This window comes from Streptomyces sp. NPDC048696 (genome assembly GCF_043198895.1).
In the GTDB taxonomy this organism is placed as follows: Bacteria; Actinomycetota; Actinomycetes; order Streptomycetales; family Streptomycetaceae; genus Streptomyces.
In genome coordinates this window covers 404770-429628 of the sequence record NZ_JBICVJ010000003.1, presented here as the reverse complement: position 1 = coordinate 429628, position 24859 = coordinate 404770, and the positions used below count along the sequence as shown (strand labels likewise).

General features: G+C 68.6%; 22 protein-coding genes and 1 tRNA gene. 14 read left to right on the top strand and 9 right to left on the bottom strand.

The genetic code is table 11. The annotated features are described in order from the left end of the window. Nucleotides 1-17 precede the first annotated feature (17 nt). The 4 genes from sigM to trxA all read left to right on the top strand — a co-directional run bounded on the left by sigM (nt 18) and on the right by trxA (nt 3123). Complete coding sequence (gene sigM, locus ACGFRG_RS08240; protein ID WP_361423096.1) at nt 18-746, top strand: RNA polymerase sigma factor SigM; 729 nt, start codon at nt 18-20, stop codon at nt 744-746. Further along, nucleotides 743-1678 carry an anti-sigma factor family protein gene (locus ACGFRG_RS08235; RefSeq protein WP_393262461.1) on the top strand — a complete coding sequence of 312 codons (936 nt, stop codon included), beginning with the start codon at nt 743-745 and terminating at the stop codon, nt 1676-1678. Before sigM ends, ACGFRG_RS08235 begins: the two co-directional genes overlap by 4 nt. 105 nt (nt 1679-1783) lie before the next feature. Beyond that, nucleotides 1784-2746 carry a thioredoxin-disulfide reductase gene (gene trxB, locus ACGFRG_RS08230; protein WP_361423102.1) on the top strand — a complete coding sequence of 321 codons (963 nt, stop codon included), beginning with the start codon at nt 1784-1786 and terminating at the stop codon, nt 2744-2746. A gap of 44 nt (nt 2747-2790) precedes the next feature. Further along, on the top strand, nt 2791-3123 hold the full coding sequence (gene trxA / locus ACGFRG_RS08225; protein WP_361423105.1) for a thioredoxin: 333 nt from the start codon (nt 2791-2793) through the stop codon (nt 3121-3123). Between the two features lie 97 nt (nt 3124-3220). Here trxA and ACGFRG_RS08220 read toward each other — a convergent pair whose 3' ends face one another. The 9 genes from ACGFRG_RS08220 to rpmH all read right to left on the bottom strand — a co-directional run bounded on the left by ACGFRG_RS08220 (nt 3221) and on the right by rpmH (nt 10143). After that, on the bottom strand, nt 3221-3838 hold the full coding sequence (locus ACGFRG_RS08220) for a GNAT family N-acetyltransferase (RefSeq protein WP_361423108.1): 618 nt from the start codon (nt 3836-3838) through the stop codon (nt 3221-3223). A gap of 330 nt (nt 3839-4168) precedes the next feature. Further along, nucleotides 4169-5275, bottom strand: a complete 1107-nt coding sequence (locus tag ACGFRG_RS08215) for a ParB/RepB/Spo0J family partition protein (protein WP_361423111.1) — start codon at nt 5273-5275, stop codon at nt 4169-4171. Then, nucleotides 5272-6351 (bottom strand): AAA family ATPase, encoded by a 1080-nt coding sequence (locus tag ACGFRG_RS08210; protein WP_361423114.1) that lies wholly within the window; start codon nt 6349-6351, stop codon nt 5272-5274. The genes ACGFRG_RS08215 and ACGFRG_RS08210 overlap by 4 nt, the downstream gene beginning before the upstream one ends. A 293-nt stretch (nt 6352-6644) precedes the next feature. After that, nucleotides 6645-7364, bottom strand: a complete 720-nt coding sequence (rsmG, locus tag ACGFRG_RS08205; protein WP_361423117.1) for a 16S rRNA (guanine(527)-N(7))-methyltransferase RsmG — start codon at nt 7362-7364, stop codon at nt 6645-6647. A 109-nt stretch (nt 7365-7473) separates the two neighbouring features. Then, the gene (locus ACGFRG_RS08200; protein ID WP_361423120.1) at nt 7474-7983 is read right to left on the bottom strand and encodes a R3H domain-containing nucleic acid-binding protein; all 510 of its coding nucleotides are present in this window, start codon (nt 7981-7983) and stop codon (nt 7474-7476) included. 14 nt (nt 7984-7997) lie between these two features. Beyond that, a complete protein-coding gene (gene yidC, locus ACGFRG_RS08195; protein WP_361423123.1) occupies nt 7998-9278 on the bottom strand; it encodes a membrane protein insertase YidC in 1281 nt (426 codons plus the stop codon). A gap of 3 nt (nt 9279-9281) precedes the next feature. Then, nucleotides 9282-9617 (bottom strand): membrane protein insertion efficiency factor YidD, encoded by a 336-nt coding sequence (yidD, locus tag ACGFRG_RS08190; RefSeq protein ID WP_188276686.1) that lies wholly within the window; start codon nt 9615-9617, stop codon nt 9282-9284. Continuing rightward, a complete protein-coding gene (gene rnpA, locus ACGFRG_RS08185; RefSeq protein ID WP_361423126.1) occupies nt 9614-9985 on the bottom strand; it encodes a ribonuclease P protein component in 372 nt (123 codons plus the stop codon). The genes yidD and rnpA overlap by 4 nt, the downstream gene beginning before the upstream one ends. A gap of 20 nt (nt 9986-10005) precedes the next feature. Next, the gene (rpmH, locus tag ACGFRG_RS08180; RefSeq protein ID WP_010985740.1) at nt 10006-10143 is read right to left on the bottom strand and encodes a 50S ribosomal protein L34; all 138 of its coding nucleotides are present in this window, start codon (nt 10141-10143) and stop codon (nt 10006-10008) included. Nucleotides 10144-10511: 368 nt separating this feature from the next. Between rpmH and dnaA the strand changes: the two genes are divergently transcribed. The 10 genes from dnaA to ACGFRG_RS08130 all read left to right on the top strand — a co-directional run bounded on the left by dnaA (nt 10512) and on the right by ACGFRG_RS08130 (nt 24731). After that, a complete protein-coding gene (dnaA, locus tag ACGFRG_RS08175; RefSeq protein ID WP_393262455.1) occupies nt 10512-12275 on the top strand; it encodes a chromosomal replication initiator protein DnaA in 1764 nt (587 codons plus the stop codon). 962 nt (nt 12276-13237) lie between these two features. Then, nucleotides 13238-14368, top strand: coding sequence for a DNA polymerase III subunit beta (dnaN, locus tag ACGFRG_RS08170; protein ID WP_101389151.1), 1131 nt, complete (start codon nt 13238-13240; stop codon nt 14366-14368). 106 nt (nt 14369-14474) lie between these two features. Beyond that, entirely contained in the window at nt 14475-15353 is an 879-nt protein-coding gene (gene gnd, locus ACGFRG_RS08165; protein ID WP_361423132.1) for a phosphogluconate dehydrogenase (NAD(+)-dependent, decarboxylating), read from the top strand. Between the two features lie 43 nt (nt 15354-15396). Continuing rightward, nucleotides 15397-16518, top strand: a complete 1122-nt coding sequence (recF, locus tag ACGFRG_RS08160; RefSeq protein WP_361423135.1) for a DNA replication/repair protein RecF — start codon at nt 15397-15399, stop codon at nt 16516-16518. Beyond that, a complete protein-coding gene (locus ACGFRG_RS08155) occupies nt 16515-17066 on the top strand; it encodes a DUF721 domain-containing protein (RefSeq protein ID WP_393262452.1) in 552 nt (183 codons plus the stop codon). The genes recF and ACGFRG_RS08155 overlap by 4 nt, the downstream gene beginning before the upstream one ends. Before the next feature lie 458 nt (nt 17067-17524). After that, complete coding sequence (gyrB, locus tag ACGFRG_RS08150) at nt 17525-19588, top strand: DNA topoisomerase (ATP-hydrolyzing) subunit B (RefSeq protein ID WP_361423141.1); 2064 nt, start codon at nt 17525-17527, stop codon at nt 19586-19588. A gap of 44 nt (nt 19589-19632) precedes the next feature. After that, nucleotides 19633-22245, top strand: a complete 2613-nt coding sequence (gene gyrA, locus ACGFRG_RS08145; RefSeq protein ID WP_393262449.1) for a DNA gyrase subunit A — start codon at nt 19633-19635, stop codon at nt 22243-22245. Between the two features lie 87 nt (nt 22246-22332). Continuing rightward, nucleotides 22333-22926 carry a DUF3566 domain-containing protein gene (locus tag ACGFRG_RS08140; RefSeq protein ID WP_361423147.1) on the top strand — a complete coding sequence of 198 codons (594 nt, stop codon included), beginning with the start codon at nt 22333-22335 and terminating at the stop codon, nt 22924-22926. 110 nt (nt 22927-23036) lie between these two features. Continuing rightward, nucleotides 23037-23110, top strand: a tRNA-Ile gene (locus ACGFRG_RS08135). A gap of 598 nt (nt 23111-23708) precedes the next feature. After that, nucleotides 23709-24731: a LuxR C-terminal-related transcriptional regulator gene (locus tag ACGFRG_RS08130; protein WP_393262447.1), complete on the top strand. Its 1023-nt coding sequence runs from the start codon at nt 23709-23711 to the stop codon at nt 24729-24731. The last annotated feature ends 128 nt before the right edge of the window (nt 24732-24859 follow it).

Below are 24859 nucleotides of genomic sequence, written 5' to 3'. Positions count from 1 at the left end.
GGGGAGGGGGTTCACCGTTGGACGACGCCACGCGCGGCGCGAGCGACCAGGAGCTCCTGGCCCGCCATGTCGACGGTGACCCCGACGCCTTCGGTGAGCTCGTGCGGCGCCACCGCGACAGACTCTGGGCGGTCGCCCTGCGGACGCTCGGCGACCGCGAGGAGGCCGCCGACGCGGTACAGGACGCCCTGGTGTCCGCCTACCGGGCCGCCCACACCTTCCGCGGCCAGTCGGCCGTCACGACGTGGCTGCACCGCATCACCGTGAACGCCTGCCTGGACCGGGCCCGCAAGGCGGCCTCCCGCAAGACCTCGCCCGTGGACGACGCGGAGCGCCTGGAGCAGCTTCTGGAGCCCCATGAGTCCGCCGAGGCTCCCGCGGAGCGCTCCGACCTCCACAGGCAGCTGGTGAAGGCCCTGGGGACGCTCCCGCCCGAGCAGCGCGCCGCCCTGGTCCTGGTGGACATGCAGGGCTATCCGGTGGCGGAGGCGGCGCAGATCCTCGATGTGCCGGTGGGAACCGTGAAAAGCCGCTGTGCCCGGGGCCGGGCGCGGCTACTGCCCCTGCTCGGGCATCTGCGCGGCGATGCGGGCGAGACCAGGGGCGGCAGAGATGGCGGGGATAGCAACGAGCAAGCCGGGGGAAGGAACCGGACGCCGGGGACATCCGTCCCACCTGCGTCGGGACCAAGGGACGCAGGACCGAATGATCCTGCTGCTGTGAAGGGCGGAGGTGGGCGCGCGTGACATCCACGGCCGACACGACTCAGCACCCGGACGTCTCGGAGATCTCCGACCTCCACGAGGGCGTTCTGCCGCCCTCCCGCACGGCCGCTGTCCGGCGGCATCTGGACTCCTGTGACCTCTGCGCCGACGTGCACGCCTCCCTGACGGAGATCCGTGAGCTGCTGGGCACCCTGCCGGGCCCCCCGCGCATGCCTGCCGATGTCGCAGGCCGTATCGACGCCGCGCTCGCCGCCGAGGCTCTTCTCGACGCGACGGCCCCCGCCGACAACGAAGCGCCCGTCAGCGTCGCGGCGACCGCTGAAGCAGCGCATGTTTCACGTGAAACATCGCCCCAGGCCGTCCCGGCGGAAGCACCCACGGTGGACCGTCCGGCCGGGCGCCCCCGGGCCGCGACAGGACCCGGCCGCCCCCGGATGACCAGGCGTCGTCGTACGGCCGTGCTCGGCGCCGTCTTCGGCGCGGCGGCGATCGGCTTCGGGGTCCTGCTGGTGCAGACCGTCCACACGTCCGACGACCACAGCACCCAGGCGACCGATACGACCACGCACAAGCCGCAGGGAGCCGAATTCTCAACCGCCTCCCTCCCGGGGCAGGTGCAGACCCTGCTCTCCTCCGCTCACCCGTCCCTGGAGAGCGCCCCGAACGCCACGTCGGGCAGGAAGCCTTTCGAGGCCGCGTCCGGCGACTCCTCGAAGACCGGAAGCGCCGTCACCGTGCCACCGTGTGTCCTGGCGGGCACCGGCCGTACCGCCGAGGCTCCCTTGGCGGCGGAGACCGGCGAGTACCAGGGGACCCGGGCGTACCTTGTCGTCCTTCCGCACGCCACGGACAACTCCCAGGTCCAGGCGTACATCGTCGACGCGTCCTGCGAGAGCGCGGCGCCCAATGACAAGGGCAAGCTGCTGCTGACCCACGCCTATCCCCATCGGTGAGACTCCTCGGGAATGCTCGCCCCGTAGGATCCGTTGGGTGGGGTGAGAGTCCTGGACCGGGCCCCGGTAGGCAGCAGGCAGTCCGCAGAGACGAGGAAGAAACCCGTGAGCGACGTCCGTAACGTGATCATCATTGGCTCCGGGCCGGCCGGGTACACGGCCGCGCTCTACACCGCGCGTGCGTCGCTTCAGCCGCTGGTGTTCGAGGGCGCCGTCACCGCCGGCGGCGCGCTGATGAACACCACCGAGGTGGAGAACTTCCCCGGCTTCCGCGACGGCATCATGGGTCCGGACCTCATGGACAACATGCGCGCGCAGGCGGAGCGCTTCGGCGCAGAGCTGCTCCCGGACGACGTCGTCGCCGTCGACCTCTCCGGTGACATCAAGACCGTCACGGACACCGCGGGCACCGTCCACCGCGCCAAGGCCGTCATCGTCACCACCGGCTCCCAGCACCGCAAGCTCGGCCTGCCCAACGAGGACAAGCTCTCCGGGCGCGGTGTCTCCTGGTGCGCCACCTGCGACGGCTTCTTCTTCAAGGACCAGGACATCGCCGTGGTCGGCGGCGGTGACACCGCGATGGAGGAGGCGACCTTCCTCTCCCGCTTCGCCAAGTCGGTCACCATCGTCCACCGCCGTGACAGCCTGCGCGCCTCCAAGGCGATGCAGGAGCGCGCCTTCGCCGACCCGAAGATCAAGTTCGCCTGGGACAGCGAGGTCGCCGAGATCCACGGCGACCAGAAGCTCTCCGGTCTGACCCTGCGCAACACCAAGACCGGCGAGACCTCGGAGCTGGCGGTCACCGGCCTGTTCATCGCCGTGGGCCACGACCCGCGCACCGAGCTCTTCAAGGGCCAGCTGGACCTGGACGACGAGGGCTACCTCAAGGTCGCCGCGCCCTCCACCCGCACCAACCTGACCGGTGTCTTCGGCGCCGGCGACGTGGTGGACCACACCTACCGGCAGGCCATCACCGCCGCCGGTACCGGCTGCTCCGCCGCCCTCGACGCCGAGCGCTTCCTCGCCGCGCTCGCCGACGACGAGAAGGCCGCCGCGGCCGCCGTCTGACCTCTTTCCCCACCCCCCAACCCACACCCCGCAAGGAGGATGCCGTGGCCGGCACCCTGAAGACCGTGACCGACGCCGACTTCGACGAGGTCGTCCTCAAGAGCGACAAGCCCGTACTGGTGGACTTCTGGGCCGAGTGGTGCGGCCCGTGCCGTCAGATCGCCCCGTCCCTGGAGGCCATCGCGGCGGAGCACGGCGACCAGATCGAGATCGTCAAGCTCAACATCGACGAGAACCCGGGCACCGCGGCGAAGTACGGCGTCATGTCGATCCCGACCCTGAACGTCTACCAGGGCGGCGAGGTCGCCAAGACGATCGTCGGCGCCAAGCCGAAGGCCGCGCTCCTGCGCGACCTCGACGTCTTCCTCGGCGAGTAAGTCACAGCCGCGCTGTTTCACGTGAAACAGCGACACGGGCCCGGTCCTCTTGGGGACCGGGCCCGTTCGCGTACAACGGTATGGATGCGGCGGCGCGCTACAGCGGCCGCAGGGCCGGTTCCTTCTGAACGGCTCCCAGCAGCCGGTCCAGGGCCAGCTCGACGTCTTCCTTCCAGGAGAGCGTCGTCCTCAGCTCCAGCCGCAGCCGGGGATGGCGAGGATGCGGCCGGACCGTCTTGAAGCCCACCGCCAGAAGATGGTCCGCGGGCAGCACACAGGCCGGCTCCCGCCAACGGGCGTCCCCGAACGCCTCGATAGCCTTGAAACCGCGCCGCAGCAGATCCTTCGCGACGGTCTGCACCATCACTCTGCCCAGCCCCTGCCCCTGGTAGCCGGGCATGATCCACGCCGTCATGAGCTGCACCGCGTCGGGTGACACCGGGCTCGTGGGAAAGGCGGTGGAGCGCGGCACATAGGCGGGCGGGGCATAGAGCACGTAGCCCACCGGCACGTCGTCGACATAGACGACCCGGCCGCAGGAGCCCCATTCCAGGAGCACGGCCGATATCCAGGCTTCTTTTTCGAGCTCGGGCGTCCCGGCCTTTATCGCGGCTTCTCCGCTGACCGGGTCAAGCTCCCAGAAGACACAGGAGCGACAGCGCTTGGGAAGGTCCGGAAGGTTGTCCAGCGTGAGCGGTACAAGCCGACGCCCCATGAAGGCTGTTCCTCGCTTCCCTCGCCTGCCGCTCCCTGGGCGGCCGACAGCGCGCTCCGTTCCCGGAGGAGACTGCCGACGAAGCCGCCGACCGCCCCGAGGCCAAGCCCCGCTGTCACCAGTTGGGTACGGCTCACCGTACGCATGGCTCCCCGCCCTCCCTTTGAAGTGGCTCAAGGTGGATGTGCCATACCAGAACGCATCGTATCCACCCAACGCCGACGCGCATACCGCGTGAAAGCAAAGGGCGGGCTGTGTTCCGTATGCATCGGAACACAGCCCGCCCGCTACGACAACTACCCTGGCCGCGACGACGAGAACATCATCGGGTCAGGCTTCGTCGCCCTCCGCCGACTCCTCGGCCAGGCCCTTGTTGAGGACCCGTCCCTCGCCGGGGGCGAGCGTGCCGAGGATCCGCTCCAGATCGTCTATCGACGCGAACTCGACGACGATCTTTCCCTTCTTCTGGCCCAGATCGACCTTCACCCGGGTCTCGAAGCGGTCCGAGAGGCGGGTGGCCAGATCGGTGAGCGCGGGCGCCAGCCGGGTCCCGGCACGCGGGCCCTTGGCCTTCGTGGCGCTCTTGGGCTCCGAGTTCAGCAGCGTCACGATCTCCTCGACCGCACGCACCGACAACCCCTCGGCCACGATGCGATGCGCCAGCCGGTCCTGCTCGTCCGAGTCGTCGACCGAGAGCAGGGCCCGGGCATGGCCCGCCGAGAGAACTCCGGCCGCCACCCTGCGCTGAACGGGTGGCGAAAGGCGCAGCAGGCGCAGCGTGTTGGAGACCTGCGGGCGCGACCGGCCGATGCGGTCCGCCAGCTGGTCGTGCGTGCAGCTGAAGTCCTTCAGCAACTGGTCGTAGGCGGCCGCCTCTTCCAGCGGGTTCAGCTGAGCCCGGTGCAGGTTCTCCAGAAGGGCGTCCAGGAGCAGCTTCTCGTCGTCCGTGTCCCGGACGATCGCGGGGATCCGCTCCAGGCCCGCCTCACGGCAGGCCCGCCAGCGCCGCTCACCCATGATGAGCTCGTAGCGCTCGGGGGCCAGCTGGCGTACGACGACGGGCTGGAGGAGCCCGACTTCCTTGATGGACGTGATGAGTTCGGCGAGCGCGTCCTCGTCGAACACCTCACGCGGCTGCCTCGGGTTGGGCGTGATCGAACCCAGCGGCACCTCGGCGAAGTACGCCCCGGCGGGCTCCTTCAGCTCCGGTACGGCCTCCGGCTCGGGCGCCTGAACCGGCAGCGATGTTTCACGTGAAACAGGAGGCGCGGCCAGCGTGGCCACCTTGGCCGCCGCCACCCCCCGCTCCGCGGTCAGTACCGGCACCGCCGCCGGGGACGTGGAAGCCGTCCCCTGCGAGGGCGCGGACTTCTCCTGCGGGGCGGCGGGGATCAGCGCACCGAGCCCGCGCCCCAGACCTCTACGTCGCTCACTCACTGGATCCCCTCCGACATGCTGTGCTGGTTGTTCTGACTGCCCACGGGGATGTGCGTCGTCGGGTCGTAGTTGATGCCGACCCCGCGCAGTGCGATCTCGCGGGCGGCTTCGAGATACGAGAGCGAGCCGCTGGAGCCCGGGTCATAGGTGAGCACCGTCTGGCCGTAGCTCGGAGCCTCCGAGATGCGGACCGACCGCGGGATGCTCGTCCGCAGGACTTCCTGCCCGAAGTGACTGCGTACTTCGTCCGCCACCTGGGAGGCGAGCCTGGTCCTGCCGTCGTACATGGTGAGCAGGATCGTCGACACATGCAGGGTCGGGTTCAGATGGGCGCGCACCAGATCGACGTTCCGCAGCAGCTGCCCCAGACCCTCCAGCGCGTAGTACTCGCACTGGATCGGGATGAGGACTTCGGCTCCGGCGACCAGCGCGTTGACCGTCAGGAGCCCAAGCGACGGCGGGCAGTCGATCAGGATGTAGTCCAGCGGCTGCTCGTATGCCTGGATGGCACGCTGCAACCGGCTCTCCCGCGCCACCAGGGACACCAGCTCGATCTCCGCGCCGGCCAGGTCGATCGTGGCGGGGGCGCAGAAAAGGCCCTCGACGTCATGAACCGGCTGGACGACGTCGGAGAGCGGCTTGCTCTCCACCAGGACGTCGTAGATCGAGGGGACTTCGGCGTGGTGGTCTATCCCCAGCGCGGTGGAGGCATTGCCCTGGGGGTCGAGGTCGACGACCAGGACCCGGGCGCCATGCAGGGCCAGCGAGGCGGCGAGATTGACCGTCGTCGTGGTCTTGCCGACGCCGCCCTTCTGGTTGGCGACCACCATGATGCGTGTCTGCTCCGGCCGGGGCAGTCCCTCGCCGGCACGGCCGAGAGCTTCCACCGCCAGCTGGGCAGCACGACCGATGGGGGTGTCGTCCATCGGGGGCGGTGTTTCACGTGAAACATCCTCCCCCGTTGACTCGGTACGGGGACCGGGGACCGGATCGGTCATCGGTCCCGCGATGTTGGCGTCGGACCGCAAGGATTCACTCTCCTCGACTTCAGGCTCGCAATGCACAGAGCCTGCCATGCCTTCGGGGTGGTGAACCAGCGAGGCCCGGTCTTCTGTGGATGAATCCACCGTTGTGGACAACTCCGTAGCCCCCAAGGGGGACTCCAGGGCCCCGCCGAAGGGCTTGCGGTCGCGTGGCGCGGCGGAACGGCCGCGGCTGATGATTCCATGCAGCAGAGAGCGACGTTTCACGTGAAACACGATGCACGCGCCCTGCGGTCAGATGGTTACGACACTCCGAAATGCGTACGTATCGCACCTTCTATGGAGCATCCACCCCGCGGCGGGTCCGACAGCGCAGGTCCGACACCTCAGCGACGGCGCCTGGTGCGGCCGGTCCTGGCAGCCTTGGCGCGCTTGGCGGCGAACCGGACACCGCCCGGGCTCTCGCCGACCTCGACCCGTACGACCGTGGAGAGCGGGTCCACGACGCCCTCACCGACGTGGAGCACTGAGGCGTTCACCACACCGAGCTTGCTCAGCGCGGCCCGCGCCCCCTGGATCTCCTCCTCGGCGGTGTCGCCCTTGAGGGCCAGCATCTCGCCGTACGGGCGCAGCAGCGGGACACCCCAGCCGGCCAGCCGGTCCAGCGGGGCCACGGCGCGCGCCGTCACCACATGCACGGGCTGGAGCTTGCCCAGCACCTCCTCGGCCCGGCCGCGCACCACGGTCACATGGTCCAGGCCCAGCAGTTCCACCACTTCCTGGAGGAAATTGGTGCGGCGCAGCAGCGGCTCAAGCAGCGTGATCTTCAGATCCGGGCGCACCAGCGCCAGCGGGATACCGGGCAGCCCCGCGCCGGAGCCGACATCGCAGACCGTGACGCCCTCGGGGACGACCTCGGAGAGCACCGCGCAATTGAGCAGATGCCGCTCCCAGAGGCGAGGAACCTCACGGGGCCCGATCAGGCCGCGCTTGACTCCCGCGTCCGCGAGCAGCTCGGCGTACCGGACGGCTTCCGGGAAGTACTCGCCGAATACCGCGCGCGCCTCTTCGGGCGCCTGGGGAAGCTCTGCTGCTGCCTCCGTCACGGGGACCGTCCTTCCGTACCGCGCTTCCCGCGCTGGGGTGGCTGACTATCAGGCTGACAAAGATCGGCCCCGCCTGCGAACAGACGGGGCCGAGAAAGCGATGAACCGCTCAGGCGGGGAGCACGACGACGAAGCGCTGCGGCTCCTCGCCCTCGGACTCACTGCGCAGACCGGCGGCCGCGACCGCGTCGTGCACGACCTTGCGCTCGAACGGCGTCATGGGCTGGAGCTTCACCGGCTCGCCGGAGTTCTTGACCTCGTCCGCGGTCTTGGCACCCAGCTCGGCGAGTTCCGTGCGCTTCTTGGCCCGGAAGCCCGCGATGTCCAGCATCAGGCGGCTGCGGTCCCCGGTCTCCCGGTGCACGGCCAGCCGCGTCAGCTCCTGGAGCGCCTCCAGCACCTCACCGTCACGGCCGACGAGCTTCTGGAGATCGCGGCTGTTGGCGTCGCTGATGATCGAAACCGCGGCACGGTCCGCCTCGACGTCCATGTCGATGTCGCCGTCGAGATCGGCGATGTCGAGCAGACCCTCAAGGTAGTCGGCGGCGATCTCCCCCTCCTGTTCCAGGCGGGACAGGGTGTCGACACCCTCGGCGGCCGGGGTGGTGCCTTCCGTCACGGATGGACTCCTTCTTACTTCTTGGACGGGTGCTTGGGCCGCTGCTGACCCTTGCGCTGTCCGGACTGGGCCTTGCTGCGTGCGGTACCGGAGGCGGGCTTGGCCGCCTGCTTGGCCTTGGCGTTCTGCGGCGCGTCCTGCTTCGCCTCGGACTCCTCGTCCGACGTGCCCTTGTCCAGCGAGGTCTTCGGCTCGTCCTCGGTGTCGACCGTGCCCTGCGCGGCACCCGCCTGGCGCTGGGCCTTGGTCTGGCGCTTGGGCTGCTGGCGCTTGGGCGCGGCGCCCTCCGCCTCGGCGACGGCGACGTCGCTCTTCGTCACGCTGCCGTCGGCCTGGGCCGCGAAGCCCTGCTTGGCCAGGCCGGTGATGAACTTGCGCTCGTTGTCGTTGCGGTCCGGGCCCTTGGCCACGATCGCCTGGACGACAGCGCGCCGGCGCTTGCCCCGCACCTCGCCGTGGGCGGCGACGCTCTTGCTCAGTCGCTCCAGGTAGCTGGCCTGCGCCTTCGAGCCCGGCGTCGGGTTCTGGTTGATCACGAACATCTGCTGGCCCATGGTCCACACGTTGGTGGTCAGCCAGTAGACGAGGACACCGACGGGGAAGTTGACACCCATCACGGCGAACATGACCGGGAAGACGTACATCAGCATCTTCTGCTGCTGCATGAACGGCGTCTTCACCGACAGGTCCACGTTCTTCGTCATCAGCTGGCGCTGCGTGAAGAACTGCGACGCGGACATCATCACGATCATGATCGCGGTGATCACGCGGACGTCGGTGAGCGTGGCACCCAGGCTCTCGACCTTGTGGGCGCTGTCCGTGAACTTGGCCGCCAGCGGGGCGCCGAAGATGTGGGCCTTCTGGGCGCTCTCCAGCAGCGGCTGGTTGATGACGCCGATGGTCTTGCCGCTCGCGATGCCCGACAGCACGTGGTACAGCGCGAAGAAGAAGGGCGACTGCGCCAGGATGGGAAGGCACGAGGAGAGCGGGTTGGTGCCCGTCTCCTTGTACAGCTTCATCATCTCTTCGGACTGACGCTGCTTGTCGCTCTTGTAGCGCTCCTGGATCGCCTTCATCTTCGGCTGGAGCGCCTGCATGTTCCGGGTCGACTTGATCTGCTTCACGAAGAGCGGGATCAGACAGATCCGGATCAGCACCACCAGGGACACGATGGACAGTCCCCAGGCCCAGCCCGTGTCCGGCCCGAAGATCGCGCCGTACAACTTGTGGAACTGGACGATGACCCAGGAAACAGGCCAGGTGATAAAGCTGAACAGACTGGCAATCGTGTCCACTAATCAGGCTCCTTGAGCATTGGGCGAGGTCTCTGCGGCCGGGCTGGGCTCGGTCTCAGCGGCGGAGTGCCCGCCCTTGCTGCCGCGCCAGGCGTTGCGCAGCGCCTCGTGCCAACGAGGGCGCTTGCGTTCGGGGACGTAGTCCACGCCGCCCGGCGACCACGGATTGCACCGCAGAATGCGCCAGGCGGTCAGTGCCGTGCCCTTCACCGCGCCATGCCGGTCAATGGCCGTGTACCCGTAGTGGGAGCACGACGGGTAGTACCTGCAGACGGGCCCGAGCAGCGGGCTGATCGTCCACTGGTACAGCTTGATCAGGGCCAGCAGCGGGTACTTCATCGCGCACCCCCTCCCAGCAGCCGCTGAAGGGCGGCGTCCAGGTCTCGGGCCAGCTGTGCATGATCGGCATCGCCCGCGCCGGGCAATGCTCGTACGACAACCAGGCTACCGGGGGGCAGCTGGGGCAGCCGATCGCGCATCAGATGGCGAAGCCTGCGCTTCACCAGGTTGCGCACGACCGCGACTCCCACGGCCTTGCTGACGACGAAACCCGCACGCGTCGGGGGAGCGCTCTCCCCAGGCGCGTGCGGGTCCGTTGCACCGCTGCGTAGATGGACGACGAGAAGCGGGCGACCGGCCCGGCGTCCTCGGCGTACCGCGGTCGCGAAGTCTTCGCGCCGCCTCAGCCGATTCTCGGTAGGCAGCACGTCATGACCTGATTACGCGATTACGCGGACAGGCTGGCGCGACCCTTGCCACGACGGCTCGCGAGAATCGCGCGGCCGGCACGGGTGCGCATCCGCAGGCGGAAGCCGTGGGTCTTGGCGCGACGACGGTTGTTCGGCTGGAAGGTGCGCTTGCTCACTCGGGGGCTCCAGAAGTGTTTCGGTGGTGGCGGGACATCGCCTGGCTGTCACCGTGCGCCCACGAGAAGCTCGCAATACGCCCGAGTGCACCGCTTCACGATCACAGACCGTGATCTTTGCCCATCGGAGGCAGGCGGCAGCAGCCATCGACAACTCGACCTGGTTACGGTACGCGCGACTACGCCATCCGGTCAAACCAGCATCTCGACGGGCCCCACTGTGCACAGGCTGTGGACAACAACTTGAACCACGTCAGCCGCCCCGACTACCGTGACTCGACCCCGACTTTTTCCTTCTGTCCTTTCCCAGCCCTTCCATCCCGTCCCGAGAACCACACATTCGTGGGACCTGCGAGAGAGCGTGCCTTGTGGCTGACGTACCTGCCGATCTTGCCGCAGTGTGGCCACGAGTGCTGGAGCAGCTCCTCGCGGAGGGCCAGCAGGGCATCGAGCCCAAGGACAAGCAGTGGATCGAGCGCTGCCAGCCGCTCGCCCTGGTCGCCGACACGGCGCTGCTCGCCGTCCCCAACGAGTGGGGCAAGCGCGTCCTGGAGGGCCGCCTGGCCCCGCTGATCAGCGAGACGCTCAGCCGTGAGTGCGGCCGCCAGATCCGGATCGCGATCACCGTCGACGACTCCGTGGGCGAGCCCCTCGGCGGCCCGCAGCCCGCGCCGCCCACCCCGCAGCAGCCCCCGCGCTACCAGGACGACGCCTATGGGCGCCCGGTCGACGACGGTCTGCCGAACGTGCGGCCCGCCTACCCGGACTACCAGCAGCAGCGCCCCGAGCCCGGCGCCTGGCCGCGCGCCCAGGAGGACCTCTCCTGGCAGCAGCCCCGCCTCGGCGGCTTCCAGGAGCGCGACCCGTACGCGACCGCCCGCCCCCAGCCGCAGCACGACTACCGCCAGCCGCAGATGCCCGAGCGGCCGCAGTACGAGCAGCAGCCCCAGGCGTACGAGCAGCAGCGGCCGGAGCGGCACGAGTTGCCCGAGCCGCAGGCCCAGCAGCACCACGGCGGACCGCAGGGCGGCGGTGCCCCGCGCCCGATGGGCGGCCCCTCGTCGTCCTCCGCGGCCCAGCCCGGCGGTCCCGGCGAGCCGCACGCGCGCCTGAACCCCAAGTACCTCTTCGACACCTTCGTCATCGGCTCGTCGAACCGGTTCGCGCACGCGGCCGCGGTCGCCGTCGCCGAGGCGCCGGCCAAGGCGTACAACCCGCTCTTCATCTACGGGGAGTCGGGCCTGGGCAAAACGCATCTGCTGCACGCGATCGGGCACTACGCCCGCAGCCTGTACCCCGGCACGCGCGTGCGGTACGTGAGCTCCGAGGAGTTCACCAACGAGTTCATCAACTCGATCCGCGACGGCAAGGGCGACACCTTCCGCAAGCGGTACCGCGATGTGGACATCCTGCTCGTCGACGACATCCAGTTCCTGGCGAGCAAGGAGTCGACGCAGGAGGAGTTCTTCCACACGTTCAACACGCTCCACAACGCCAACAAGCAGATCGTGCTCTCCTCGGACCGGCCGCCCAAGCAGCTGATGACGCTTGAGGACCGGCTGCGGAACCGTTTCGAGTGGGGTCTGACCACCGACGTGCAGCCGCCCGAGCTGGAGACGCGTATCGCGATCCTCCGTAAGAAGGCGGTGCAGGAGCAGCTCAACGCCCCGCCGGAGGTGCTGGAGTTCATCGCGTCCCGGATCTCGCGGAACATCCGTGAGCTGGAGGGCGCGCTGATCCGGGTGACGGCGTTCGCGTCGCTCAACCGGCAGCCGGTGGACCTCGGGCTCACCGAGATCGTGCTGAAGGACCTGATCCCCGGCGGCGAGGACTCGGCGCCGGAGATCACCGCGGGCGCCATCATGGCGGCGACCGCCGACTACTTCGGGCTGACGGTCGAGGACCTGTGCGGATCCTCGCGCAGCCGCGTCCTGGTGACGGCCCGCCAGATCGCCATGTACCTGTGCCGTGAGCTCACGGACCTCTCGCTGCCGAAGATCGGGGCGCAGTTCGGCGGCCGCGACCATACGACGGTGATGCACGCCGACCGCAAGATCCGCGCGCTGATGGCCGAGCGCCGCTCGATCTACAACCAGGTCACCGAGCTCACCAACCGCATCAAGAACGGCTGAACGAGCCGCTGAGCAGAGCCTCCAAAGGCGCCCGGGACACCCGTCCCGGGCGCCTTTGTCGTGCCGTGGCGGCCTCTCGCCGAGCGCTGTGAGGGCCCTTGCCGAGCGCCGTGAGGGCCCTTGCCGAGCGCCGTGAGGGCGTCTCGTCGAGCGCTGTGAGCCCTCTCGGCGCATGCCGTGGGGGCCTCTCACCACCGGTTCGTACGGACCTCCGAGCCCACCGGTGTTCGAATACCCGCTGGTCGGTGGGGGTTCTCCACAGATCGGGGGACATTTTCCCGTCCACACCCTGGGGACTGTTCAGTTGTCCAGATTGCATCCACAGGCCGACACCCTGATACTCCATCACCCCAGGTCAGCCGCCTGTGGATTTGTGCGCGAGCGGCCTCCACAGGCTGTGGACAAAATCTTCGTCCACAGCCTGTGATCAAAGTTGTCCACCGGCGGCCCACAGGCTGGGCCCTGTTGCCCACAGCTTCTCCACACCCCTGTCCACTGTTCGGCAACGAAACACCCCCGATCACCGTGTCGAGTGAAAGGCGTCACACCAAGGAGGTCGGTTGGGCTGTGGGGAACGTGGGTAAAGCTGGGGACAGCTCTGGGGAGAAGTACCCCCTGCCTGTGCATCGGGTGTGCAGAACTTTCGGATGTCCACAGAACCGGTGAGTTGTCCACCGGCTCCACCCACAGGCGCAGTGGACAAAAAAATGGGTCTGACCTGCGAAAACGGGGTTATCCACGGTTTCCACAGGCCCTACTACTACTGCCACTTAGAGTTAGCTCGGATTCCGCTTCGAAGTGGGGCCTGTGCACAACTCGGGCTCGGCGGCTCCGTGACCCGTCGGCGCGACTTGACCCCGACTCGCACCGAGTGTCAGCGGCGTACGTCAGACTGGTCCCCGGCGATACAGCCGACGACGAATGCCAGCAGGGCGAGCCAGCAACAGCAGGAGGCGGTTCCGGTGAAGATCCGGGTGGAGCGCGATGTTCTCGCGGAGGCGGTGGCGTGGGTGGCCCGCAGCCTCCCGGCCCGTCCGCCCGCGCCCGTCCTCGCGGGCCTTCTTCTGAAGGCGGAGGACGGCGCCCTCAGCTTCTCCAGCTTCGACTACGAGGTCTCGGCGCGGGTCTCCGTCGAGGCCGAGGTCGACGAGGACGGCACGGTGCTCGTCTCCGGCCGCCTGCTCGCCGACATCTGCCGCGCCCTGCCCAACCGCCCGGTGGAGATTTCCACAGACGGTGTACGGGCGACGGTCGTCTGCGGCTCCTCCCGCTTCACCCTCCACACCCTGCCTGTGGAGGAGTACCCGGCGCTGCCGCAGATGCCGACCGCGACCGGCACCGTTCCCGGTGAGGTCTTCGCCTCCGCCGCCGCCCAGGTCGCCATCGCCGCCGGTCGCGACGACACGCTGCCCGTCCTGACCGGCGTACGGATCGAGATCGAGGGCGACACGGTCACGCTGGCCTCGACCGACCGCTACCGCTTCGCGGTCCGCGAGTTCCTGTGGAAGCCGGAGAACCCGGACGCCTCCGCGGTCGCCCTGGTGCCCGCCAAGACACTCCTGGACACCGCCAAGGCGCTGACCAGCGGTGACACGGTCACCCTCGCCCTGTCGGGCTCGGGCGCCGGAGAGGGCCTGATCGGCTTCGAGGGCGCCGGACGGCGTACCACCACGCGGCTGCTCGAAGGCGACCTGCCGAAGTACCGCACGCTGTTCCCCACCGAGTTCAACTCGGTCGCGGTGATCGAGACCGCCCCGTTCGTCGAGGCCGTCAAGCGTGTCTCCCTGGTGGCCGAGCGGAACACGCCGGTCCGCCTCAGCTTCGAGCAGGGCGTGCTCATCCTGGAAGCCGGTTCCAGCGACGACGCACAGGCTGTGGAAAGGGTCGACGCCAACCTGGAGGGCGACGACATCTCGATCGCCTTCAACCCGACCTTCCTGCTCGACGGCCTGAGCGCCATCGACTCCCCGGTCGCCCAGCTCTCCTTCACCACCTCGACCAAGCCGGCGCTGCTGAGCGGCAAGCCCGCGCTCGACGCCGAGGCGGACGACGCGTACAAGTACCTGATCATGCCGGTGCGCCTGTCCGGCTGACCTGCGCGGGGCGTACGTCTGAGCGGCCGACCCCACAGGTGTGTGCCCGTGTCCGGGCGTAGTCTCGGACGCGGGTACGAAAGCCACAACGTCAAAGGATCATGTGATGGAGCTCGGTCTCGTCGGCCTCGGCAAGATGGGCGGCAACATGCGCGAGCGGATCCGCCGCGCAGGCCACACCGTCATCGGTTACGACCGCAACCCGGACGTCGCCGATGTCCACAGCCTGGAAGAGCTGGTGGGCAAGCTCAAGGGCCCGCGCGTGGTCTGGGTGATGGTTCCGGCCGGTGCCGCGACCCAGTCCACCATCGACGAGCTCGCCGAGCTGCTCTCCCCCGGCGACGTGGTCGTCGACGGCGGCAACTCGCGCTGGACCGACGACGAGAAGCACGCCGTCGAGCTGGGCATCAAGGGCATCGGCTTCGTCGACTGCGGCGTCTCCGGCGGCGTCTGGGGCCTGGAGAACGGCTACGCGCTGATGTACGGCGGCGACGCCGAGAACGTCGAGAAGGTCCAGCCGATCTTCGACGCGCTCAAGCCCGAGGGCCAGTTCGGCTCGGTCCACGCGGGCAAGGTCGGCGCCGGCCACTTCGCCAAGATGGTCCACAACGGCATCGAGTACGCGATGATGCAGGCGTACGCCGAGGGCTGGGAGCTCCTGGAGAAGGTCGACTCCGTCACCGACGTCCGCGAGGTCTTCCGCAGCTGGCAGGAGGGCACGGTCATCCGTTCCTGGCTGCTCGACCTGGCGGTCAACGCCCTCGACGAGGACGAGCACCTGGATCAGCTGCGCGGCTTCGCGGCGGACTCCGGCGAGGGCCGGTGGACCGTGGAGGCCGCCATCGACAACGCCGTGCCGCTGCCCGCGATCACCGCGTCGCTCTTCGCGCGGTTCGCGTCCCGGCAGGACGACTCCCCGCAGATGAAGATGATCGCGGCGCTGCGCAACCAGTTCGGCGGCCACGCGGTCGAGTCCAAGAAGTAATCCACAGGCTGTTGGCAGGGCCGGGGGAGGTCGGCGCACCACCATGCACGTCACGCATCTCTCGCTGGCCGACTTCCGCTCCTACGCCCGGGTCGAGGTCCCGCTCGACCCGGGCGTCACCGCTTTCGTGGGGGCCAACGGCCAGGGCAAGACCAATCTGGTCGAGGCGGTCGGCTATCTCGCGAGCCTCGGCAGCCACCGGGTGTCCTCGGACGCGCCGCTGGTGCGCATGGGCGCCGAGCGGGCGGTCATCCGCGCGGCCGTCACCCAGGGCGAGCGGTCCCAGCTGATCGAGCTGGAGCTCAACCCGGGCCGCGCGAACCGGGCCCGTATCAATCGATCCTCGCAGGTCAGACCGCGTGACGTGCTGGGGATAGTACGCACCGTGCTGTTCGCGCCCGAGGACTTGGCGCTGGTCAAGGGCGACCCCGGCGAGCGGCGCCGCTTCCTCGACGAGCTGGTCACCGCGCGCTCGCCGCGCATGGCGGCGGTCCGCTCCGACTACGACCGGGTCCTCAAACAGCGCAACACCTTGCTGAAGTCGGCGGCGATGGCCCGGCGGCACGGCGGCCGCGGCATGGACCTGTCGACCCTGGACGTGTGGGACCAGCATCTGGCGCGGGTCGGCGCGGAGCTGCTGGCGCAGCGCCTCGACCTCATCGCGACCCTCCAGCCGCTCGCGGACAAGGCGTACGAGCAGCTGGCGCCCGGCGGCGGCCCGGTGGCGCTTGAGTACAAGCCGTCGGCGCAGGGCCCGGCCGTCTCCCGCGAGGACCTGTACGAGCAGCTGATGGCCGCGCTCGCGGAGGTGCGCAAGCAGGAGATCGAGCGCGGTGTCACCCTCGTCGGCCCGCACCGCGACGACCTGCTCCTGAAGCTGGGCCAGCTGCCCGCCAAGGGGTACGCCAGCCACGGCGAGTCCTGGTCGTACGCGCTGGCGCTGCGGCTCGCCTCGTACGACCTGCTGCGCGCCGAGGGCAACGAGCCGGTGCTCGTCCTGGACGACGTCTTCGCGGAGCTGGACGCCCGGCGCCGCGAACGGCTGGCGGAGCTGGTGGCTCCGGGCGAGCAGGTGCTGGTGACGGCGGCCGTGGACGACGACGTCCCGGGCGTCCTCGCGGGGGTGCGGTACGAGGTCGCCGGGGGCGAGGTGAGGCGGGTATGAGCGAGCACTCCGGTAACGAGACGCCGCAGCCGAAGGTTCCCGAGTCCTCCGGCATCGACCTCGCGCGCGTGGCGCTGCGCGCCGCCAAGGAGCAGGCCAAGGCGAGGGGCGCCGCCGCGCAGCAGAAGAAGCAGGCCCGGCGGGGCGGCGGCCTGCGCTCGGGCGCGCGCGCGGACGGCCGCGACCCGCAGCCGCTGGGCGCCGCCATCAACCGGCTGATCACCGAGCGCGGCTGGGAGACCCCGGCCGCGGTGGGCGGTGTGATGGGCCGCTGGCCGCAGATCGTCGGCGACGACCTGGCCAAGCACTGCGTACCGCTGCGCTACGACGAGGACCCCGACGAGCGCGTACTCACCGTGCAGTGCGACTCCACGGCGTGGGCCACGCAGCTGCGTCTGCTCGCGCCCCAGCTGGTGGCGCGGCTGAACGCGGACCTGGGCCATGGCACGGTCCGGATGATCAAGGTCCTCGGGCCGGGCGGCCCGCCCACGCGGTACGGGCGCCTGCGGGCGCCGGGCAGCACGGGGCCGGGCGACACGTACGGGTGAGGGCGGCACTTCACGCCGTCGGCCGCGCCTTCGTCGGCCGGCCACGACCTCGCCCGGTCCGCACGCGCGCGCGTGCGCGGAGTGCGTCGCGGGCGCGAAGAAGGCGGCCCGCACCGCCTGTTGGCGGCCCCCGCGAGCCAGGAAACCGGGCGGTACGGGTGAGGCGTCCCTCACGGTAGCCGGAGGTTGACAGGCCGAAGCGCTGAACGCCCGCGTGAGGCTCTTAGAGCCCCTGCCTGGATATGGGGAGTCGGTAGCCGCCCGCTCAGGGCGGCACATGCGGACTCAGGTACCGGCAAACCCCCATTCATGTCGGCGCTACCGGTAGACTGGTCAATAATCCCGCCCTCCTCGCGGGACCCACCGAATGACGCGGTCGGGATGTGCCCACCACGGCGCCCCCCGACGCTGACCATCGCTGAACGACGCAGCTGCTCCTGTCTGCCCAGGGGAAGGCTGTGCTGTGCCAGAAAGGGCGCTTCGTGGCCGATTCCGGCAACCCCAACGAGAACACCCCGTCCGCTGCCGCCGGTGAGAACGGCGAGGTCACCGCCTCGTACGACGCCAGCGCCATCACCGTCCTCGAAGGTCTGGACGCGGTCCGCAAGCGACCCGGCATGTACATCGGCTCGACCGGTGAGCGCGGCCTGCACCACCTGGTGCAAGAGGTCGTCGACAACTCCGTCGACGAGGCCCTCGCCGGTCACGCGGACACGATCGACGTCACGATCCTGGCCGACGGCGGCGTGCGCGTGGTCGACAACGGCCGAGGCATCCCCGTCGACCTCCACCCCGTGGAGAAGAAGCCGGCCGTCGAGGTCGTGCTCACCGTGCTGCACGCGGGCGGCAAGTTCGGCGGCGGCGGCTACGCCGTCTCCGGTGGTTTGCACGGCGTCGGCGTCTCCGTCGTGAACGCCCTCTCGACCAGGCTCGCGGTCGACATCAAGCGCGACGGCTACCGCTGGACCCAGGACTACAAGCTCGGCGTCCCCACCGCCCCGCTCGCCAAGCACGAGCAGGTCGAGGAGAGCGGGACGACGGTCACCTTCTGGGCCGACCCGGACGTCTTCGAGACCACCGAGTACTCCTTCGAGACGCTCGCGCGGCGCTTCCAGGAGATGGCCTTCCTCAACAAGGGTCTGACGATCAAGCTGACGGACGAGCGCGAGTCGGCGAAGGCCGTCTCCGGCGCGGACTCGGCGGAGGAGTCGGAGGACCAGCAGGCGCTCTCGGTGTCGTACCACTACGAGGGCGGCATCGTCGACTTCGTGAAGTACCTCAACTCGCGCAAGGGCGACCTGATCCACCCGACCGTCATCGACGTCGAGGCCGAGGACAAGGAGCGCATGCTCTCGGCCGAGATCGCGATGCAGTGGAACTCTCAGTACAGCGAGGGCGTTTACTCCTTTGCGAACACCATCCACACGCATGAGGGGGGTACGCATGAGGAGGGATTCCGCGCCGCGCTCACGGGTCTGGTCAACCGGTACGCCCGGGACAAGAAGCTGCTGCGCGAGAAGGACGACAACCTTTCCGGCGAGGATATCCGCGAGGGTCTGACGGCGATCATCTCCGTCAAGCTGGGCGAGCCGCAGTTCGAGGGCCAGACCAAGACCAAGCTGGGCAACACCGAGGCGAAGACGTTCGTCCAGAAGGTGGTGCACGAGCACCTGACCGACTGGTTCGACCGGAACCCCAACGAGGCCGCGGACATCATCCGCAAGGCCATCCAGGCGCAGACGGCCCGTGTCGCCGCCCGCAAGGCGCGTGACCTGACCCGCCGCAAGGGTCTGCTGGAGAGCGCCTCTCTGCCCGGCAAGCTCTCGGACTGCCAGTCCAACGACCCGACGAAGTGCGAGATCTTCATCGTCGAGGGTGACTCCGCCGGTGGTTCGGCGAAGTCCGGCCGCAACCCGATGTACCAGGCCATCCTGCCGATCCGCGGCAAGATCCTGAACGTCGAGAAGGCCCGTATCGACAAGATCCTGCAGAACACCGAGGTCCAGGCGCTGATCTCGGCCTTCGGCACCGGGGTCCACGAGGACTTCGACATCGAGAAGCTCCGCTATCACAAGATCATCCTGATGGCGGACGCCGATGTCGACGGCCAGCACATCAACACCCTGCTGCTGACCTTCCTCTTCCGCTTCATGCGGCCGCTGGTCGAGGCCGGGCACGTGTACCTGTCGCGCCCGCCGCTCTACAAGATCAAGTGGGGCCGGGACGACTTCGAGTACGCGTACTCGGACCGTGAGCGCGACGCGCTCGTGGAGCTCGGCAAGCAGTCGGGCAAGCGGATCCGCGAGGACTCGATCCAGCGCTTCAAGGGTCTGGGCGAGATGAACGCCGAGGAGCTGCGCGTCACCACCATGGACGTCGACCACCGCGTGCTCGGCCAGGTCACCCTGGACGACGCGGCCCAGGCTGACGACCTGTTCTCGGTGCTGATGGGCGAGGACGTCGAGGCACGGCGCTCGTTCATCCAGCGCAACGCCAAGGACGTCCGCTTCCTCGACATCTGAGTCGGTCCCTCGCTGACCGCTTCGAAAGGACTTGAGAACCAGCAATGGCCGACGAGAACACTCCCGCGACCACTGAACCCACCGAGGAAGAACCTGTACTGCGCATCGAGCCCGTCGGGCTCGAAACGGAGATGCAGCGCTCCTACCTCGACTACGCGATGTCCGTCATCGTCTCGCGTGCGCTGCCCGACGTACGGGACGGCCTGAAGCCCGTCCACCGCCGGGTGCTGTACGCGATGTACGACGGCGGGTACCGGCCCGAGAAGGGCTTCTACAAGTGCGCCCGTGTCGTCGGTGACGTCATGGGTACGTACCACCCGCACGGCGACTCCTCGATCTACGACGCGCTCGTCCGCCTCGCCCAGCCCTGGTCGATGCGGATGCCGCTGGTGGACTCCAACGGCAACTTCGGTTCCCCGGGCAACGACCCGGCCGCCGCCATGCGGTACACCGAGTGCAAGATGATGCCGCTGTCCATGGAGATGGTCCGCGACATCGACGAGGAGACCGTCGACTTCCAGGACAACTACGACGGCCGCAACCAGGAGCCGACCGTTCTGCCGGCCCGGTTCCCGAACCTGCTGGTCAACGGCTCCGCCGGTATCGCCGTCGGTATGGCCACCAACATCCCGCCGCACAACCTGCGCGAGGTCGCGGACGGCGCCCAGTGGTTCCTGCAGCACCCGGAGGCCTCGCACGAGGAGCTCCTGGACGCGCTGATCGAGCGCATCAAGGGCCCCGACTTCCCGACCGGCGCCCTCGTCGTCGGCCGCAAGGGCATCGAGGAGGCGTACCGCACCGGGCGCGGCTCCATCACGATGCGCGCGGTGGTCGCGGTCGAGGAGATCCAGAACCGCCAGTGCCTGGTCGTCACCGAGCTTCCGTACCAGGTGAACCCGGACAACCTGGCGCAGAAGATCGCCGACCTGGTCAAGGACGGCAAGGTCGGCGGCATCGCCGACGTCCGCGACGAGACGAGCTCGCGCACCGGCCAGCGTCTGGTCATCGTGCTGAAGCGGGACGCGGTCGCCAAGGTCGTCCTGAACAACCTGTACAAGCACACCGACCTGCAGACGAACTTCGGCGCCAACATGCTGGCGCTCGTCGACGGCGTGCCGCGCACCCTCTCGCTGGACGCGTTCATCCGCCACTGGGTGACGCACCAGATCGAGGTCATCGTCCGGCGCACCAGGTTCCGGCTGCGCAAGGCCGAGGAGCGGGCCCACATCCTGCGTGGTCTGCTCAAGGCGCTCGACGCGATCGACGAGGTCATCGCGCTGATCCGGCGCAGCGACACCGTCGAGGTCGCGCGCGAGGGCCTGATGGGCCTGCTCCAGATCGACGAGATCCAGGCCAACGCGATCCTGGAGATGCAGCTCCGCCGGCTCGCCGCCCTGGAGCGCCAGAAGATCGTCGCCGAGCACGACGAGCTCCAGGCGAAGATCAACGAGTACAACGCGATCCTCGCCTCGCCGGAGCGCCAGCGCCAGATCATCAGCGAGGAGCTGGCCGCCATCGTCGAGAAGTTCGGCGACGACCGGCGCTCCAAGCTGGTGCCCTTCGACGGTGACATGTCCATCGAGGACCTGATCGCCGAAGAGGACATCGTCGTCACCATCACCAACGGTGGCTACGTCAAGCGCACCAAGACCGAGGACTACCGCTCGCAGAAGCGCGGCGGCAAGGGCGTGCGCGGCACGAAGCTGAAGCAGGACGACATCGTCGACCACTTCTTCGTCTCCACCACGCACCACTGGCTGCTGTTCTTCACCAACAAGGGCCGCGTCTACCGGGCCAAGGCGTACGAGCTGCCGGACGCCGGCCGGGACGCGCGCGGCCAGCACGTGGCCAACCTGCTGGCCTTCCAGCCGGACGAGAAGATCGCCCAGATCCTCGCCATCCGCGACTACGAGGCGGCGCCCTACCTGGTCCTCGCCACCAAGTCCGGCCTGGTGAAGAAGACCTCGCTGAAGGACTACGACTCGCCCCGTTCGGGTGGTGTCATCGCCATCAACCTCCGTGAGACGGAGGCCGGTGGCGAGGACGAGCTGATCGGCGCCGAGCTGGTCTCGGCCGAGGACGATCTGCTGCTCATCAGCAAGAAGGCGCAGTCCATCCGCTTCACGGCGACGGACGACGCGCTGCGCCCGATGGGACGCGCGACGTCGGGTGTCAAGGGGATGAGTTTCCGCGAGGGCGACGAACTCCTCTCGATGAATGTCGTCCGGCCCGGTACTTTCGTGTTCACCGCCACCGACGGCGGGTACGCGAAGCGCACCCCCGTCGACGAGTACCGCGTCCAGGGTCGCGGTGGCCTCGGCATCAAGGCCGCCAAGATCGTCGAGGACCGGGGCTCGCTGGTCGGCGCGCTGGTGGTCGAGGAAACAGATGAAATCCTCGCCATCACGCTCGGCGGTGGTGTGATTCGTACGCGAGTCAACGAGGTCAGGGAGACGGGCCGTGACACCATGGGCGTCCAACTGATCAACCTGGGCAAGCGCGATGCCGTGGTCGGTATCGCTCGTAACGCCGAGGCCGGTCGCGAGGCTGAAGAGGTCGACGGTCCCGAAGGGGCCGAGATCGACGCGGCCGAGGGCGAGTCTGCCGAGGCCGCAGCCGAGGGCATCGAGCCCTCGGCCGGGGAGCACGAGGAGTAAAGCGTGAGTGGAGCCACGGGCGCCGGATCGGCCAGTTCCGGAGCGAACGGTGCCCGTGGCCCTGCCGCGGACTCCCAGGGGGTAACGGTGACCGACACCCGCGGGCCGAAGGCCCGGTCCGACGAGGGGTACGCGGCCGGGCCGCTGCCCGGCGAGCGCGAGAAGCCCGCTTCGGGCCCCTCGCAGCCGTATCACCCGCCGCAGGCCTACCCGACGCCCCAGAACGGGTCGCAGGGCGGTCAGCAGCGCGGTGGCGGCCCGGCGTCCGCCACCATCCGCCGGCCCCGTACCGGTGGACGTACGACGCCGCGTACCCGCAAGGCGCGGCTGCGGGTGGCCAAGGCCGACCCGTGGTCGGTGATGAAGGTCAGCTTCCTGCTCTCCATCGCGCTCGGCGTGTGCACGGTGGTGGCGGCCGCGGTGCTGTGGATGGTCATGGACGCCATGGGCGTCTTCTCGTCGGTCGGCGGCACCATCAGCGAGGCCACCGGCTCCAACGAGTCCAACGGCTTTGACCTGCAGTCGTTCCTGTCGCTGCCGCACGTGCTGATCTTCACCTCGGTGATCGCCGTCATCGACGTGGTGCTCGCCACCGCGCTGGCGACGCTCGGCGCGTTCATCTACAACCTCTCGGCCGGTTTCGTGGGCGGCATCGAGCTCACGCTGGCCGAGGACGAGTAAGCGCCTTTCCCGCACGTCGGACGGGGGCCGGTCATCGATTTTGGGACTGGCCCCCACGTGCGCTAATCTTCAGAGGTCAGCGCGCGGGGGACACCCCCGAAGAGCGCGGCGGGGCTATAGCTCAGTTGGTTAGAGCGCATCCCTGATAAGGATGAGGCCACAGGTTCAAATCCTGTTAGCCCCACAGTGGCATGATGCCAGGTCAGAAGGCCGGTAGATCCCCAGGATCTACCGGCCTTCTACATGTGTTGATCTTGGTTTGCCCGAATCCTGCCCAAACTGGGAGATCATCCGGGAGATGTAACTTCCTGCTCTCGCGTCCCCGACGGCCACACGTCTACTGTGTGCAGCGCGCCCCCCTGCCGGTTCATGCGGCAGGGGGGCGCGTCCGTTCCCGGCTGGGGCCTCCCGAGCACCCAGCCGGAGTCTGAGCAACTTGGGGCTAACCCCAACCGACATCCCCGGCTACGACCGGAACGGGCTGCGCGAGGGCACCAGTGGGCGGCTGAGCAGTCCCGGCATCCTCGGCCTGGATGGTTGGGTGGGGGTCGGACGGGCTGGCGACGGCAGGCGCAACAGCGGCGCCAAGCGCGAGCAGCAGGGAAACCATGGCGATGCGTGCTTTGGTCATGCCCATTCCTCCAGTCCCCCCGTTGTCGAACAGGCTTCCGTTTAGTGCGTTACTCAACGTAGGTTCGCATGCGGGCCTAGTGAGATCCAAGAGGCTGATCGTGCACAAAGGTGCACGTGCACGAAATGCACCCACACAACAGGGGGCGAATATGGGTGAGTCCGGCGGGGCCAGAGAGAGGCTTCCTCTGTCCGCAGAGGAGTTCGACACCTACAAGATCATTGCGGCTGGTGGAAAGCTTCCCCCGGGCCGTCGCGTAGACCGCCTCATCGCGCTCGGCCTGATCGGCGACGACCCATACGGCAGCAGTGGGCAGATCGCCCATGACCCCAGGGCAGTCGCTCAGCGACTCATGACCACCTTCCAGGCTGAGCTGGCCGGGATCGTCGATTGCATGACAGAGCACGTTCCGGCTCTCGAAGCTCTCGCCGCCCACTTTGACCCCCACCGCTACTACGGCGGCCCCGGATCCGAGTTCCTGCCCACCAAAGAGCAGATGAACGCCCGCATCGGAGATCTCACCGCAAAGGCCACAGCGGAGATCTGCACGGCTCAGCCAGGCGAGCCGACCGACCGCGACCCCGAGATCGTCAAGCTCGGCACGGCGCGTACCAAGGCCGCCATCGAACGCGGGGTACAGGTGTGGTCTCTGTACAACACCGTTGCCCACTCGCATGAGCAGACCCGGGCAGCTGTAGGGGAAATCGCCGCCGCAGGTGCGGACGTCCGTGCCTTCAGCGACCGGTTCCCCCGAATGGTGCTCATCGACCGCCAGCACCTCTTCGTCGACAACCACGTGATCGAAGGAGCGGAAGGCAACAGCGGCTGGTACATCACGGATCGCAGCGCCGTCATGTGGGCCCGCTTCGTGTTCATGCTCTTCTGGCAGCTCGGAACTCGCTGGCAGGACCTCAGCCAACCGGAGGATGAGCCAGTCACAGAGCGCCAGAGGGGCATCCTTGAGGCGCTGCGGACGGGGTGCCAAGTGCAGCAGATCGGAGCGAAGGTCGGCTTGGCCACGAGGACGGTGAAGAAGGAGCTGAATGCGCTGAAAGAAAGGTTGGGATTCCAGACGCTCTACCAGCTGGCCGATTGGTGGGGTGCTGAGCGGACGAGGCGTGCCATCGATGGTGGCGTGCTGCTCGGTGAACCTGGCCCAGCGGCGGCCGCGTAGAAGTCGCTGTGTGGAATGGAGGTGCACCGAGAGGATGAGCCTCCCGAGGCAGGGCCATGCCTCAGATCCACGTGACCACCGCGCTGCGGCCGCCGCCAGCGACTGGCAGCGACCGAGACGGAAACACA